Genomic DNA, 13083 nt, shown 5'->3' on the forward strand with positions numbered 1-13083 from the left:
GCCGGGCGCGCCCCGACAGGCTACAATCCTGACCTTGCAGATTTTCAATTCGAACGCACAATGAACAAGCTGGCGCTTTATTTCCGCCTGGTCCGGGGCCACAAGCCCATCGGCATCCTGCTGCTGCTGTGGCCCACGCTGTGGGCGTTGTGGATGGCATCGAACGGCCATCCCGATCCGATGATCCTCGCCATCTTCATCGTGGGCACGGCGCTGATGCGATCAAGCGGCTGCGCGATCAACGACTACGCCGACCGCGACTTCGACCGCCACGTCAAGCGCACGGTCGACCGCCCGCTGACGAGCGGACGCATCAAGGGCTGGGAAGCGCTGATGGTGGCGGCCGTGCTCGCGATCGTCTCGTTCCTGCTGATCCTGCCGCTGAACACGCTGACGAAGCGGCTCTCCGTCGTGGCCGTGATCGTCGCGGGCAGCTATCCGTATTTCAAGCGCTTCTTCGCGCTGCCGCAGGCCTACCTCGGCATCGCGTTCGGCTTCGGCATCCCGATGGCGTTCGCAGCCGTGCAGGACCACGTCCCGGCCGTCGCGTGGTGGCTGCTGGTCGCCAACGTGTTCTGGTCGCTGGCCTACGACACCGAATACGCCATGGTCGACCGCGACGACGACCTCGTCATCGGCATCCGCACGTCCGCCATCACGTTCGGCCGCTACGACGTCGCCGCGATCATGGTGTGCTACGCGGCCACGCTCCTCATCGACCTCGTGTGCGGCTGGTCGCTGGGCCTGCGCTGGTGGTTCGTGGCGGGCATCGCCGTCGCGGCCGGGATGGCCGTCTACCACTACACCCTGATCCGCGGCCGCGACCGCATGAAGTGTTTTGCCGCGTTCAACCACAACAATTGGTTGGGTGCGGCCGTGTTTGCTGGCGTCGCGTTAGACTATGCATTAGGATAATATTGTCCCTTGAATAACCCATAACGAGAGGTTCCCCCCATGATGGAAAAAATCCCGACCCAGTCCGGCGCCCGCGACCAGTTGCTGTCCGACCTGAAGACCGTCGTCCAGGACGCGGAAGCGTGGCTGCGCCACAGCGGCCACCTGACCGGCGAAGAATTCAAGGCCGCCAAGGTCAAGTTCGAGCGCACCCTGGTCAAGGCCAAGGAAGACATCGTCCGTCTGGAAGAAGCCGCGGTCGAAAAAGCCAAGGTCGCCGCCAAGGCCACCGACGAATACGTCAAGGAGAATCCGTGGAAGGCCGTCGGCCTGGGCACTGCCGTCGGTGTCGTGATCGGCATGCTGATCGCCCGTAAGTAATGGGGATCCTGGCGGCGGCAGGCCGGATCGGCGCGACGCTCGTCGCGATGGCGGGCACGCGGCTGGAACTGGCCGCGGTCGAATTCCAGGAAGACGCACGCCGCCTGCTGGGCCACCTCGCGTGGACCCTGCTGGCCGTGTTCCTCGCGGCCGGCGCCCTCCTGCTGGCCGCGCTGTTCGTCATCGCCATCTTCTGGGACACGTACCGCCTGCAGGCCGTCGGCGGCATGGCCGTCCTGTTCGGCGCGCTGGCCGGCATCATCCTCATGAAAGTCCGCGCCAGCATGACCGCGGAAGCGCCGCTGCTCTCGGCCACGCTGGCCGAACTGCGCAACGACGTCGACTACCTGCGCCATGGCCTGGCCCAACATCATGCGGAGGCAACCGATGAACAAGCCTGATCTCGCCACCCGCCGCGCGGCCCTGATCGAACAATGCGCCGAACAGCGCGTGGGCCTCGCCTACGAGCTGAAGGCGCTGCGTCCGTCGAATGCACTGACCGGGCATCCGGTCATGGGCTATGTCGCCGCCAACCGCAAGCTCGTGCTGGGCGCGGCCGGTGCCGTGCTGGGAGTCGTCCTCATGCGCCGCAAGCGCCTGGCCGGGCTCGTCACGTCGGCCCTGTCGGCGGTGAAGATGGCGCGCGGCGCGCTGGGCATCCTCGCGCAGCTGCGCCGCTAGTCGTTGAGGCCGAGCGCTTCCCAGCCATTCGGCGTCAGCTTGACGTACAGTTTTTCCTTCTGGGAGCGCTCGCCGTCGACGTTCCGCCCGACTTCGGGGAACGCTTCCTTGACCTGCGGCTTCCGGGCCCAGTCGGCCACGTTCGACAGCTGATAGGTGTAGATCACGCTGCTCTCCTCGTGGTCGCCCACCTTGGCCGGGTCCGCCCAGCGGAGCACCTTGCTCAGCGACTTGCGGCCCCAGCAGATGCGCGGCTGCTTCCCGGCCTTCGCGTGCAGGTAGGGCTTCGCGGCATCGGCCATCGTGTAGCGCTTGACCTTCACCCCGCTCGCCTTGCCATTGACGACGGCGCCGGGTAATTCCACGTCCTCGCTCCTGGCGAGGCCGACGGATTCCAGCGCCGACATCTGGCCGGCCACGCCGTCCGGGTACATCTTCTGCTGGCGGATGTCGGTTTCATACACGTCGACCGGCCATTTGATGGGATCCAGGCACAGGTCGCCCTTCTTGTCGAAATACTGGGAGACGGTGAGGCCGAAGTTCTTTTCGTTGGCCGACGTCTTGCTGCTGCAGGCGGACAGCGATGCGACCAGCGTCGCGCCCAGCACGAGGGAGATGGCAGTCTTGTTCATGGTGATGTGATTGTACCAAGGCTGGGCGCGGGTGGAATCTCTTCCATAGCCTCGTACACGCGCTTGCCCAGCTTCTGCGCCGTCGCCACCATCAGGTCCGCCCCTTCCGACGCGCCCCCGATACGCAGGACGGCGTCGCACCGCTCCAGCAGGCGCTGCGCATGCGGGTGGAACAGGGCGTCGAACACGGCGTCCCCCGGCGCCTGCGATCCGGCCAGGCGCACCGTCGGCAACGCGAGCCATTCGCCCAGCACGGGCAGGTGCCCGGCCTCGTACAGCGGCATCACGCACGCTTCCATCGCCGCGACGTTGGCCGCGATACGGTCCGGATCACCGTCCGTGCCCGACCGGTACGGGCCCGCGACCAGGATCATCATCCCGCGCGGCGCGAACAGGTACAAGCGCGCGTACTGCAGCAGCATGATCGTCTTGCCGTCGACGATGCCCGTGCCGATCATGGCCAGCGCCGCGTCGATGTCCAGTTCCAGCACGTCCAGCCGCTCGCCCTCGGCCGCCACGCCGCCGCCGGGTCCCACGCGGTCGCGCGCCTCGTACTCGGCCACGAAGAAGTGCAGGCGCTCCGTCACGCTGCCGGGACTCATGAACGCATCCCACAAGCGCGTGACGTTGCCGACGCGGTAGCCCGTCTCCTCTTCGACCTCGGCACGGATGCGTTCTTCCGGACTCGCGCCATCGAGCAGGCCGGCCGCTGCCTCGACGAGGAAGCCGTCGTGGCCGTTCACATAGGCCGGCAGGCGGAACTGGCGCGTCAGCACGACGGTGCGGCGCGCGCGGTTGACCAGCAGCAGCGTCGCGCCATTGCCCCGGTCATAGGTTTCCCGGGTCTGCACGTCCCAGCCGCCATCTGCCGTGCGCAGCGCGAACGTCGTCTTGTTCAGGATGCCCCAGTCGTCCGAGAGCAGCTCGACCTGCCTGATTTCCACACGATCCTGCACGATATTCTCCAGTCATTGAAGTTCGTGTAAACTATCGTGCAGTATCGTGCAATGTCAAGCACGACGAAAGGACGGCATGCTGACGAGCCAGCGAAAACAGTATCTAATGGATGTGTTGCGGCGCGACGGCCAGATCGTCGCCACGAAGATGAGCGCGGAACTGGGCGTGTCGGAAGACACGGTCCGGCGCGACCTGCGCGAGCTGGCGAAGGAAGGCCTGCTGCAGCGGGTGCACGGCGGCGCCCTGCCCGCCAGCCCGGCGCTGGCGGACTTCGCGACGCGCCACAACATCGCCACCGACGACAAGGCCGCCATCGGCCGCGCCGCCGCCGCGCTCGTGCAGCCGGGCCAGGTCGTGTTCGTCGACGGCGGCACGACGTGCGCGCAACTCGTGCGCGCGCTGCCGCGGCGCCTGGGAGCGACGGTCGTCACGCACAGCCCGTCCATCGCGATGGAGCTGATGGACCATCCGGACATCGAGGTCATCATGCTCGGCGGCCGCCTGTTCCGCCACTCGGCCGTCGGCGTGGGTGCGGCGACGCTGGAAGCCATCGCGCAAATCCGCGCCGACACGTATTTCATGGGCGTGACGAGCGTGCATCCCGAGAGCGGACTGTCGACCGGCGATTACGAGGAAGCGTGCATCAAGCGGGCGCTGTGCCATGCGGCGGCGGAGACCGTCGTGCTGGCGTCGTCGGAGAAGCTGGCCACCGCGTCGCCGTACCGGATCGTCGGGCTGGCCGAGATCAGTGGGCTCGTGGTGCCGGCGGGTACCGGTGAAGAGGTGTTGCGGCCGTATCGGGAGATGGGGATTGCGCTGACGCTTGCGGCGCACTAGCGGCAGGTCGGCTCCACGTCGTATCCGAGATAGTAGTAATAGCTCGCGTACGGCTTCCGGTCGGCCAGCCGGTGGTACAGCCGCACCCGCAGCCCTTCGCCCGAGTAGCAGGTGCGGACGAACACCGGGTCGCCGGCCTGCAGCGTGACCTGGTAGGTGTCGCGACCTTTCTTCGTTACCGTTTGCATGCCTTCGAAGCCGTAGGCCTGTTCCAGCTCGGGCTTCTTTGCGCTGCTGAACTGGACGGCGTGGCTGAAGATGGGCTTGTCGTCGTCTGCCACGAACCTGGCCATGTCGTCATCCCCTTTGCGGGCGGGCTTGCGTCCGGTCGCCCTGAAACAGCATCCCATGCCGACCTGCTCGACCAGCGCATACGACAGGTCGCCCTTCGGTGCGGTTTGGGACTCGCTGTACAGGACGGCCTTGCCCGTGTTGGTAATGTCGATGAAGTAGAAGGGCGCCTCGGCCGCGTTCGCGATCGAGGTGGCCAGCAGCAGGGACAGGCCGAGGGGCCGCAAGATACTCGTCATGGTGGTACGCAATGGTGTCAATGTTGCAACATTGTACACCGGGCGCACCCACTCAGCGCCTGCAGCTCAACCGCACCGTCTCATTCTCGCGCGCAACGACGCGGGCGGCCTCGCTGTCACCGCACCGATACACGATGCGCAACCGCTTCGGCTCCCCGCGCGCCGGATCGCCGCACAGCTGGTTGTCCGCGCGGACGGCGCCGCGATTGCGTTCGACCTGATAGCGCACGGCGCGGCGTGCGTCGCAGGACGCGAAATGCGTGCCGTATTCCGCGTCTTCGACGAAGATGCGCGAGCCGCGGCCTTCACCGCGACCGCCGCCGGCTTCGCGCAGGCCGGCGGCATAGCCGTCGTCATAGCCGCGGCGATATTCGGCGCTCTGCGCGAACGCGGATGTGGTGGCGGCGCTCAAGGCCAGGATGGCGGCGATGCGCAGGAGGGGGCGATTATTGAGTGTCATTTTGTTCTCCCGATTGAAGTGGATGACTTCATCGTAGCGCGCGCGCTCGAAACGCTCTGTTCGGTCGCTGTAAGAGACGTTTCAGTCTGTAAGGAAGCGGGCGCCCCGCCCCGCGCGGCCGTGCCAGAATAGCGTCATGACACCCGCACCCGTCTGCACCATCGGGCATTCGAACCGTACGATCGAGGAGTTCATCGGACTGCTCTGGCAGAACGGCATCGCCTGCCTGCTCGATATCCGGACCGTCCCCAAATCGCGCCACAATCCGCAATTCGGGCAGGATGAACTCGCGGCCTCGCTGCTCGATGCCGGCATCGAATACCGATACATGAAAGGCCTCGGCGGCCTGCGCCGCCCACTCAAGGATTCACCGAATGCCGCCTGGCGCAACACGTCGTTCCGCGGCTACGCGGACTACATGCAGACCGACGAATTCGCGGCCAACGTCGATGCGGTCATCGAACTCGCGCAGACCCGGCCCTGCGCGCTGATGTGCGCGGAAGCGGTGCCGTGGCGCTGCCACCGCTCGCTCGTCGCCGATGCGCTGCTGGTGCGCGGCGTGCCCGTCGACGACATCATCGATGCGCGCCAGCGCAAGCCGCACAAGCTGACGCCCTTCGCGCACGTCGAGGGCCTGCACATCACGTATCCGCCGGAACAATCGCAACTGGACTTCGGGCCGGGCTAGCGCGCGAGCAACCGCCGCAACTGCGCCCGCTGGTAGGCGCCGAAGCCCTCGCTGAACAGGCAGCGGATCAGCGGATCCTCGACCACGTCGGCCTGCGCCAGGGCACGCTCCGTGTCCGCATCGAACACGGCATCGTTGATGCGCATGTACAGCGACGTCAGCGACTCGCCCAGTTCCAGCGCCGCGTACAGTTTCGCGGCCGGGATCCCGGTGGTCCAGCCCAGCGGTCCATCATCGTCGACAGGTTCCGCGCTGCCTGGCGACAGCCGGTAGCGGAAGCGCGTCACCTCGCCCGCATGATCGTGGATCGACAACTGCCAGATGCGCGGGCTGTCGAAATACTCGCTCTCGTCATCCAGCGCGGCATACCGGTCCGCCAGGCCGGTGCGGCAAAAGTCCAGCACGCACGTCCACTGGTCCGCCGTCAGCGCAGGGAAGTGGCGGGCGATGTCGGCCGTGGGCGGCGCGTCGGCATTGCCCTCATAAATGTAGTCGACGTCCTGTGCGCCGACGGGAATGACCCAGTCCAGCGGCGGCGCCGCGCGCAATCCGTCCGCATCGAGCCGCATCGAGACCGACGGATCCATGCGCACGACGCGCGCCCGCGGCAGCACCGCCTGCACCTCGGCGGTGAAACGGGCATACGAGATCGGGAAGAACGCGCGGTTGTACCACGACCAGGGTTCGAGCTGGAACTGGCATGAACTCGGCACGACGAAGCGCGGGTCCAGGGCCTGCAACTGCTCCAGCCATTCCTCCGGCAGCGCCGGCGGCGCGGGTTCGGCGCGCGTCGGGGCCAGCACCTCGATCTCGCGCATCGTCTGGAACGGAAACAGCACGAGATCCCATGGCTTTTCGGCGACGAGGCGTGCGAGCGCCGCATCGTCGATCCACGAGTCGACCACGTTCAGGACGTTCAGCCCGGCGGCACGGACCTGGAACATCGAGTCGACCTCGGCATCCATCGCTTCGCGCGGCACGACCTGGAACGGGCCGACGTCCACGGGCACGTCCAGCTGCAGCGCGTGGACGCGCGTAAAACCCAGTTCGCGCACCATGTCGAACAGCTCGTCGAACAGGCAGTAGATGTACAGCGGCGTCGCGCGGTCCAGCAGGTCCAGGCTCTCGAGCGAGCAGTGGTCGTCGTGGAAGTGGGAGATGAAAACGGCGTCGAAGCGCTGGCGCCGGATCAGCGCTGCGTCGAAGCGCACGTCCGGGAACGCGTGGCAGTTGCGGCTGAACGGGTTTTCGAAGATGGTGTCGAAGGCGATGCGCGTACCCTCGCATGCGAACACGTAGCCCGCATGCAGGATCCGCGAGACCGTCAACGCGGTCATCAGTCCAGCCGCTTCAAGCGCTGGCCCAGGATGCCCCAGCGGCAAGCGACGCCGTCAAGTTGAGCGCACAGCGCCCAGCCGGTGCCGATCTTCTCGACCGTGACGGGCGTCTCGATTTCCCTGGCCAGCTTCTCGGCCCAGCCGCGCGCCGCGCCCTGGCCCTTGAACAGCTCGTTGCCTTCGTAGATGACGGTGGCGTCGAATACGGGCATGGCGAATATGGTCATGGCTTCCTCTGGATGGTGCGTAAAGCGCTATCCTATCATTTCACTGATTGGAAACCACATGGACAACGACCACACGCCCGCGCGGCGCATCGACAGGGGTGAGCTCTACTGGGTGGCGCCGGACGGCACGCGCGGCTCGGTGCCCGGGTATCCCCATCCGCACCTCGTCGTGCAGGACGACCTGTTCAATCATTCGCGCATCGACACCGTAATCGTCTGCGCCCTGACGACGAACCTCAGGCGGGCAAGCGAGCCCGGTTGCGTGCCGCTGGAACCCGGCGAGGGCGGACTCGAGAAACGCAGCGTCGTCCTGCCTTCGCAGATCAGCGCAATCCCGAAAGCACGGCTGGGGACACGCATCGGCCGGCTGTCCAGCGAACGCGTGGACCAGGTACTCGCCGGCCTGCGCTTCCTGCAGGCGTCGCACTTCCGCGGACGCTGACCGGCGCCCTACTCGCCCTGCTGCTGCATCGCCTTCGTCAGCCCGCTCGGCCCGGCCGGCTTCTTCGGTTTCCACACCCACATCAGGCCGCGCACGTAGCCGTCGCCTTTCACGGCCGTGTGGTCGAGCCCTTCCATCGTCCACGTCTGCAGCGCCAGGCCCTGGTAGTTGCGGTTGCCCAGCTGCTTCTGGAACGCCACGATGGGCTGCTGGAATGCGGGATATTCGATGCTGCCGTGCGAGATGAACATGCGCGCGGGCAGCGCCTTGTGGTCGCGGGCGTAGGCGGCATCGAGCTTGCCGAGCGCGCCGTGGTCCCAGCCGGCCGCGGGGCTGATCGCGATATGGCCCGCGAAGAAGCCCGGCGCCTTGTACGCGGCCGCGATGGCGAACAGGCCGCCCAGCGAGCTGCCGGCGATCACGCGGTCCGTCTTCTCGGCGCGGAAGCGGCTCTCGATCAGCGGCGCGACTTCCTTCGTGATGAAGCCGAGGAAGGCGTCGGCCTTGCCGGAATCGGCGTCCGTCGCGGTGATGGTGTAGTCGCGGCGGCGCTCGACGTCGTAGTTGGCGCCGGATGGATACGACAGGCCCACCATGATGAACTCGGGGACCTGGTTATCGTAGATCAGGTTGCCGTAGGTGGCGGTCAGCAGCGGCGTGTCCCAGTACGCGTCGAGGTAGTACAGCACGGGATAGCGCTTTTCCGGATGCGCCGCGTAGCTGGACGGCAGCACGACGACCAGCTCGTGCGCCCTGCCTGTGGACTCCGACTGCACGGGGATGATCTGCGTGTTCTCCAGCACGAAGTGGCGTTCGGCCGCCGGGGCGGCGGGCTGCTGTGCCGAGGCGGGGACGACGACGCCGAGCGCGACGGCGCATGCTGCCAACAGTGTCTTCATGAGGTCTCCTTGATTGTGATCACACGATGATAGCGCTATCTCAGCGCGTCGGGGTACATACGCGACCTTTGCGATACTGTTTTCATTATCGATATCGTAAAAATTAGTATTATTCCCGAACAAATTATTCTGCTAACGTCCCGCGTTGATCCCAGCCATCCATCGACCAGGAACGTCATGAAAACACATACCGCGCTGCCGACGCTCACGCTGCTCGCAACTCTCGCCGCGAGCGCGCACGCGGCGCCGCTCGCCGGCCTCGACGCCAACGGCCATCTGCTGCCGGTCGCCGCCGCGACGTCGGCCTTTTCATATGCGCCCATCGCGCACGGCGTGCAAGTCCGCGTCGGCGGCGTGACCAAGAACGTGATCTTCTACGGCCCGGCGACGGTGCGCGTGAACACGACGCTCGGCGAAAACTACTGGCGCCATCCGAGCATCGTCGTGACGCACCCGCCCGCGGCCGTCGCCTTCACCACGCGCGACGGCGCCGACTCTCTCACGCTGGAAAGCAAACGGCTGCGCATCGTGATCGACAAGTCGACCGGCGCCATCACGTTCCAGGATGCGCAGGGCAAGGTCTATACGCAGGAAAAGCGCAGCGCGCCGCAGACGCTGAAGAAAATCGAGCTGGCCGGCGCGCCGACCTATGAAGCGCGCAACACGTTCACCCTGAAGCCCGGCGAGGGCATCTACGGGTTCGGCTTCGTGGGCGAAGGCGACATCAACCGCCGCAACAAGGACCTGCTGCTGGTGCAGACGAACATCGGCATCATCATCCCCGTCATGGTGTCGACGGAACGCTACGGCATCCTGTGGGACACGTATTCGAAGATGCGCTTCACGGATAACGCCGACGGCGCGTCGCTGTGGGCGGAGAGCGCGCCGGGCGGCGTCGATTATTACTTCATGGCCGGCGCCACGCTGGACGACGTCGTGGCCGGCTACCGCGACCTCACCGGCGCGGCGCCGATGGTGCCGAAGCAGGCGTTCGGCCTGTTCATGAGCAAGGAGCGCTACCAGACGCAGGACCGCCTCGTCGAGGTGGCACGCACCTTCCGCAAGGAGCAGTTCCCGCTCGACTACATCGTGCAGGACTGGCAGTACTGGGGCAGCGACAAGGACGGCACCTGGAGCGGCATGACGTGGAACCGCGAGCGCTTCCCCGATCCGAAAGGCATGACGAAGGCCATCCACGACATGCACCTGAAGCTGATGGTGTCGATCTGGCCGTCGATCGGCAACGACACCGCGCTGGCGCACGAGCTCGACGAACACAAGCTGCGCTTCGAGCCGCTGCACTGGATTTCGAAAAAGGCGCGCATCTACGACGCGTACAGCCCCGAAGGCCGGAAGATCTACTTCAAGCATGTCAAGCAGGGCCTGCTCGACGTGGGCGTGGACGCGCTGTGGATGGACGGCACCGAGGTCGAAGTCGGCACGGCCGCGCACAACGCCGCCGACAACGAGCGCGACATCAAGGGACTCGGCAACAACGCGATGGGCGACTTCGCCCGCTACCTCAATCCATACTCGCTGATGACGACGCTCGGCACGTACGAGGGACAACGAGCCACCAGCAACAAGCGCGTGTTCACGCTGACGCGCTCGGCCTGGGCCGGCGCGCAACGGACGGCGGCGGCCTCGTGGTCCGGCGACACGCGGGCGAGCTGGAAAACCCTGCTCGAGCAGATCAACGGCGGCGTCAACGTCACCATCACGGGCAACCCGTACTGGACGCAGGATACCGCCGGTTTCTTCATCGGCGGTGGATTCCCGGGCGGCGAAAAGAATGCGTCGTACCGCGAACTGTACGCCCGCTGGCTGCAATACGCCGCCTTCAATCCGCTGATGCGCATCCACGGCACCGACATCGAGCGCGAGCCTTACCTCTTCAAGCAGTCGGATCCCGAGATGTACAAGGCGCTGTACGATGCCGTGCGCCTGCGCTACCGCCTGCTGCCCTACACGTACAGCCTGGCCGGCAAAGTCACGCGTGACGGCTACACGCTGATGCGCGCGCTGCCGATGGATTTCCCGGACGACCCGCGCGTGCGCGACATCAACGACGCCTTCCAGTTCGGCCCGTCCCTCCTCGTCCATCCGGTCACGCGCCAGATGTACCGCTTCCAGCCGCCGCCGCCCGCCACCATCCCGGCGACCGCCCTGCGCACGCCCGACGGCAAGCCCGGACTGGCCGGCCAATACTTCGCGGGCACCAATTTCGAGACGCCGCACGGCAAGACCGTCGATGCCACCATCGACTTCCAGTGGCCCGGCCCGCCGCTGGCCGACATGCCGGCCGGCCTGGCGAGCCTCGACAACTTCTCCGCGCGCTGGACGGGCGCCGTCGTGGCGCCGGAAGACGGCGAATACGAGCTGGGTGCGGAAGGCGACGACGGCTACCGCCTGTACGTCGACGGCAAGCTCGCCGTCGAGGACTGGAAAAACGGCGGCAAACGCTACGCCGGCACCAAGGTCGTCCTGAAAAAGGGCCAGAGCCTCCCCATCACCCTCGAGTATTACAACGCCACGTCGGAGCGCAGCCTGCGCCTGGCATGGCGCACGCCGTCGCAGCTGGCCGCGCAGGCGCAACCGTCGGGCAAGCCGGATACGACGATGCAGACCTACCTGCCCGCGGGCACCGACTGGTACGACTTCTGGACGCACGAGCGCTTCAAAGGCGGCACCACGGTCGCCAAGGACGTGCCGCTCGACGTCTTCCCGCTGTACGTGCGCGCCGGTGCGATCGTGCCGATGGGTCCCGTCGTCCAGTACGCGACCGAGCGGCCGGATGCACCCTACGAGATCCGCGTCTATCCGGGCGCCGACGGCAAGTTCACGGTCTATGAAGACGACAACGAAACGTACGACTACGAAAAGGGCAAGTACGCCACCTACGACCTGGCGTGGAACGACGCCGCGCGCACCCTGACCATCGGCGCCCGCAAGGGCACGTTCAAGGGCCTGGTCGGGACGCGCAAGCTGAATGTCGTCGTCGTCGGCCGGGACAACGCGACCGCCATCGAACCGGCGGGCGCGACGAAGTCGGTCACGTATGCCGGCAAACCGCTATCGATCAAGTTCTGAGTCCACCGGAGACCCCATGAAATCGTTCCTCGCCACCCTGGCCCTTGTGCTGCCGCTGGCGGCCAGCGCCGCCGACGTCGCACCGAAACCGGTGTTCCGCGACCCCGTGTACGACGGCGCGGCGGATGTGTCCATCGTCTACGACCGCGCCGCCAAGCTGTGGAAAATGTTTTATACCAATCGCCGGGCGACGATGAAGCTGCCCGACCCGCAGGACGTCGCATGGGTGCACGGCACGCCCATCGGCATCGCCGCTTCCGACGACGGCGTGCACTGGCGCTACCAGGGCACGGCCGAGTTTCCCAAGGCGTGTACGGACGTGACGCTCTGGGCGCCCGAGATCTACTATGAAAATGGCACGTACCACATGTGGCTCACGATCGTGCCGGGTATCTTCCACCGGTGGGGCGGCCCCGGCGCGGAAGGCCGCATCGAGCACCTGACCAGCACCGACCTGTCCAAATGGCAGTGCGAAGGCACCGTGAAGCTGGACACCGGCCGCATGATCGACCCGACGGTCATCAAGCTCGGACAGGGTTATCGGATGTGGTACAAGGACGAGCGCGCCGGCAGCAAGATCCTGGCCGCCGACAGCCAGGACCTGCGTACGTGGAAGAAGGTGAGCGACGAGCCGGTCAATCCGACCACGGGCGAGGGACCGAAGGTGTTCCGCTTCAAGGGGTATTACTGGATGGTCGTCGACGTGTGGAAGGGCCTGATGGTGCTGCGGTCCGACGATGCGCGTACCTGGACGGAACAGAAAGGCTACATCCTCGGCGAGCCGGGCCACAAGGCCACCGACCGGGCCAAGGGGCAGCATGCGGACGTCGTCGTCGATGGCGACCGCGCGTTCATCTACTACTTCGTCCATCAGGAAAACGAACCGGAAGCGGCGACGGATGCGCGCTGGCACCAGCGCACGGTCATCCAGGTGGCGGAACTGGTGTTCAAGGATGGCCGGCTCGAAGTCGACCGCGACCGGGATGTCGCGTTCCGGCTGAAGGCGCCAACGCCCTGAGGTGACTTTG

General features: G+C 66.2%; 15 protein-coding genes and 1 pseudogene. 9 read left to right on the forward strand and 7 right to left on the reverse strand.

Annotation, left to right across the window (positions count from 1 at the left end):
- Window positions 1-60 precede the first annotated feature (60 nt).
- Genes ubiA through ACEN9G_RS07470 form a run of 4 tightly spaced genes read left to right on the forward strand, consistent with a single transcriptional unit; the run spans window position 61 to window position 1956 of the window.
- Entirely contained in the window at window positions 61-915 is an 855-nt protein-coding gene (ubiA, locus tag ACEN9G_RS07455; RefSeq protein WP_413337133.1) for a 4-hydroxybenzoate octaprenyltransferase, read from the forward strand.
- 39 nt (window positions 916-954) lie between these two features.
- Window positions 955-1275 (forward strand): ElaB/YgaM/YqjD family protein, encoded by a 321-nt coding sequence (locus ACEN9G_RS07460; protein WP_413337132.1) that lies wholly within the window; start codon window positions 955-957, stop codon window positions 1273-1275.
- Complete coding sequence (locus ACEN9G_RS07465) at window positions 1275-1676, forward strand: phage holin family protein (RefSeq protein WP_413337131.1); 402 nt, start codon at window positions 1275-1277, stop codon at window positions 1674-1676. Before ACEN9G_RS07460 ends, ACEN9G_RS07465 begins: the two co-directional genes overlap by 1 nt.
- Window positions 1663-1956 (forward strand): hypothetical protein, encoded by a 294-nt coding sequence (locus ACEN9G_RS07470; protein ID WP_413337130.1) that lies wholly within the window; start codon window positions 1663-1665, stop codon window positions 1954-1956. Before ACEN9G_RS07465 ends, ACEN9G_RS07470 begins: the two co-directional genes overlap by 14 nt.
- Here the strand turns inward: ACEN9G_RS07470 and ACEN9G_RS07475 are convergent.
- Both ACEN9G_RS07475 and ACEN9G_RS07480 read right to left on the reverse strand, forming a co-directional pair.
- Window positions 1953-2588, reverse strand: coding sequence for a hypothetical protein (locus ACEN9G_RS07475; protein WP_413337129.1), 636 nt, complete (start codon window positions 2586-2588; stop codon window positions 1953-1955). The genes ACEN9G_RS07470 and ACEN9G_RS07475 overlap by 4 nt on opposite strands.
- Window positions 2589-2977: 389 nt before the next feature.
- Window positions 2978-3547 (reverse strand): annotated as a pseudogene (locus tag ACEN9G_RS07480) (NUDIX domain-containing protein); the annotation flags it as partial.
- 73 nt (window positions 3548-3620) lie between these two features.
- Here ACEN9G_RS07480 and ACEN9G_RS07485 point away from each other — a divergent pair.
- A complete protein-coding gene (locus tag ACEN9G_RS07485) occupies window positions 3621-4382 on the forward strand; it encodes a DeoR/GlpR family DNA-binding transcription regulator (RefSeq protein WP_483126538.1) in 762 nt (253 codons plus the stop codon).
- Here ACEN9G_RS07485 and ACEN9G_RS07490 read toward each other — a convergent pair.
- Both ACEN9G_RS07490 and ACEN9G_RS07495 read right to left on the reverse strand, forming a co-directional pair.
- A complete protein-coding gene (locus ACEN9G_RS07490; protein WP_413337127.1) occupies window positions 4379-4912 on the reverse strand; it encodes a hypothetical protein in 534 nt (177 codons plus the stop codon). The genes ACEN9G_RS07485 and ACEN9G_RS07490 overlap by 4 nt on opposite strands.
- Before the next feature lie 52 nt (window positions 4913-4964).
- Window positions 4965-5372 (reverse strand): DnaJ-like protein C-terminal domain-containing protein, encoded by a 408-nt coding sequence (locus tag ACEN9G_RS07495; RefSeq protein WP_413337126.1) that lies wholly within the window; start codon window positions 5370-5372, stop codon window positions 4965-4967.
- 136 nt (window positions 5373-5508) lie between these two features.
- Here ACEN9G_RS07495 and ACEN9G_RS07500 point away from each other — a divergent pair, with 136 nt between their 5' ends.
- Window positions 5509-6060, forward strand: coding sequence for a DUF488 domain-containing protein (locus tag ACEN9G_RS07500; RefSeq protein ID WP_413337125.1), 552 nt, complete (start codon window positions 5509-5511; stop codon window positions 6058-6060).
- Here ACEN9G_RS07500 and ACEN9G_RS07505 read toward each other — a convergent pair.
- Entirely contained in the window at window positions 6057-7397 is a 1341-nt protein-coding gene (locus ACEN9G_RS07505; RefSeq protein ID WP_413337124.1) for an MBL fold metallo-hydrolase, read from the reverse strand. The two genes, ACEN9G_RS07500 and ACEN9G_RS07505, sit on opposite strands and share 4 nt — an antisense overlap.
- A complete protein-coding gene (locus tag ACEN9G_RS07510; RefSeq protein WP_160409665.1) occupies window positions 7397-7624 on the reverse strand; it encodes a hypothetical protein in 228 nt (75 codons plus the stop codon). Before ACEN9G_RS07510 ends, ACEN9G_RS07505 begins: the two co-directional genes overlap by 1 nt.
- Window positions 7625-7682: 58 nt before the next feature.
- Here ACEN9G_RS07510 and ACEN9G_RS07515 point away from each other — a divergent pair, with 58 nt between their 5' ends.
- On the forward strand, window positions 7683-8066 hold the full coding sequence (locus tag ACEN9G_RS07515) for a type II toxin-antitoxin system PemK/MazF family toxin (RefSeq protein ID WP_413337123.1): 384 nt from the start codon (window positions 7683-7685) through the stop codon (window positions 8064-8066).
- A gap of 8 nt (window positions 8067-8074) precedes the next feature.
- Here the strand turns inward: ACEN9G_RS07515 and ACEN9G_RS07520 are convergent, their stop codons facing one another.
- Window positions 8075-8965: an alpha/beta hydrolase gene (locus ACEN9G_RS07520; RefSeq protein WP_413337122.1), complete on the reverse strand. Its 891-nt coding sequence runs from the start codon at window positions 8963-8965 to the stop codon at window positions 8075-8077.
- Between the two features lie 177 nt (window positions 8966-9142).
- On the opposite strand from ACEN9G_RS07520, the gene ACEN9G_RS07525 reads away from it, so the two are divergent.
- Together ACEN9G_RS07525 and ACEN9G_RS07530 are read left to right on the forward strand one after the other, a co-directional pair.
- Entirely contained in the window at window positions 9143-12055 is a 2913-nt protein-coding gene (locus ACEN9G_RS07525) for a TIM-barrel domain-containing protein (RefSeq protein ID WP_413337121.1), read from the forward strand.
- 16 nt (window positions 12056-12071) lie between these two features.
- Window positions 12072-13073, forward strand: a complete 1002-nt coding sequence (locus tag ACEN9G_RS07530) for a family 43 glycosylhydrolase (RefSeq protein WP_413337120.1) — start codon at window positions 12072-12074, stop codon at window positions 13071-13073.
- Window positions 13074-13083 lie beyond the last annotated feature (10 nt).

The sequence above is a fragment of the Massilia sp. Masssp94 genome (genome assembly GCF_059491305.1).

Coding starts and splice junctions, on each gene's coding strand:
- ubiA (WP_413337133.1), top strand. CDS start 61: ATGAACAAGCTGGCGCTTTATTTCCGCCTGGTCCGGGGCCACAAGCCC.
- ACEN9G_RS07460 (WP_413337132.1), top strand. CDS start 955: ATGATGGAAAAAATCCCGACCCAGTCCGGCGCCCGCGACCAGTTGCTG.
- ACEN9G_RS07465 (WP_413337131.1), top strand. CDS start 1,275: ATGGGGATCCTGGCGGCGGCAGGCCGGATCGGCGCGACGCTCGTCGCG.
- ACEN9G_RS07470 (WP_413337130.1), top strand. CDS start 1,663: ATGAACAAGCCTGATCTCGCCACCCGCCGCGCGGCCCTGATCGAACAA.
- ACEN9G_RS07475 (WP_413337129.1), bottom strand. CDS start 2,588: ATGAACAAGACTGCCATCTCCCTCGTGCTGGGCGCGACGCTGGTCGCA.
- ACEN9G_RS07485 (WP_483126538.1), top strand. CDS start 3,621: ATGCTGACGAGCCAGCGAAAACAGTATCTAATGGATGTGTTGCGGCGC.
- ACEN9G_RS07490 (WP_413337127.1), bottom strand. CDS start 4,912: ATGACGAGTATCTTGCGGCCCCTCGGCCTGTCCCTGCTGCTGGCCACC.
- ACEN9G_RS07495 (WP_413337126.1), bottom strand. CDS start 5,372: ATGACACTCAATAATCGCCCCCTCCTGCGCATCGCCGCCATCCTGGCC.
- ACEN9G_RS07500 (WP_413337125.1), top strand. CDS start 5,509: ATGACACCCGCACCCGTCTGCACCATCGGGCATTCGAACCGTACGATC.
- ACEN9G_RS07505 (WP_413337124.1), bottom strand. CDS start 7,397: ATGACCGCGTTGACGGTCTCGCGGATCCTGCATGCGGGCTACGTGTTC.
- ACEN9G_RS07510 (WP_160409665.1), bottom strand. CDS start 7,624: ATGACCATATTCGCCATGCCCGTATTCGACGCCACCGTCATCTACGAA.
- ACEN9G_RS07515 (WP_413337123.1), top strand. CDS start 7,683: ATGGACAACGACCACACGCCCGCGCGGCGCATCGACAGGGGTGAGCTC.
- ACEN9G_RS07520 (WP_413337122.1), bottom strand. CDS start 8,965: ATGAAGACACTGTTGGCAGCATGCGCCGTCGCGCTCGGCGTCGTCGTC.
- ACEN9G_RS07525 (WP_413337121.1), top strand. CDS start 9,143: ATGAAAACACATACCGCGCTGCCGACGCTCACGCTGCTCGCAACTCTC.
- ACEN9G_RS07530 (WP_413337120.1), top strand. CDS start 12,072: ATGAAATCGTTCCTCGCCACCCTGGCCCTTGTGCTGCCGCTGGCGGCC.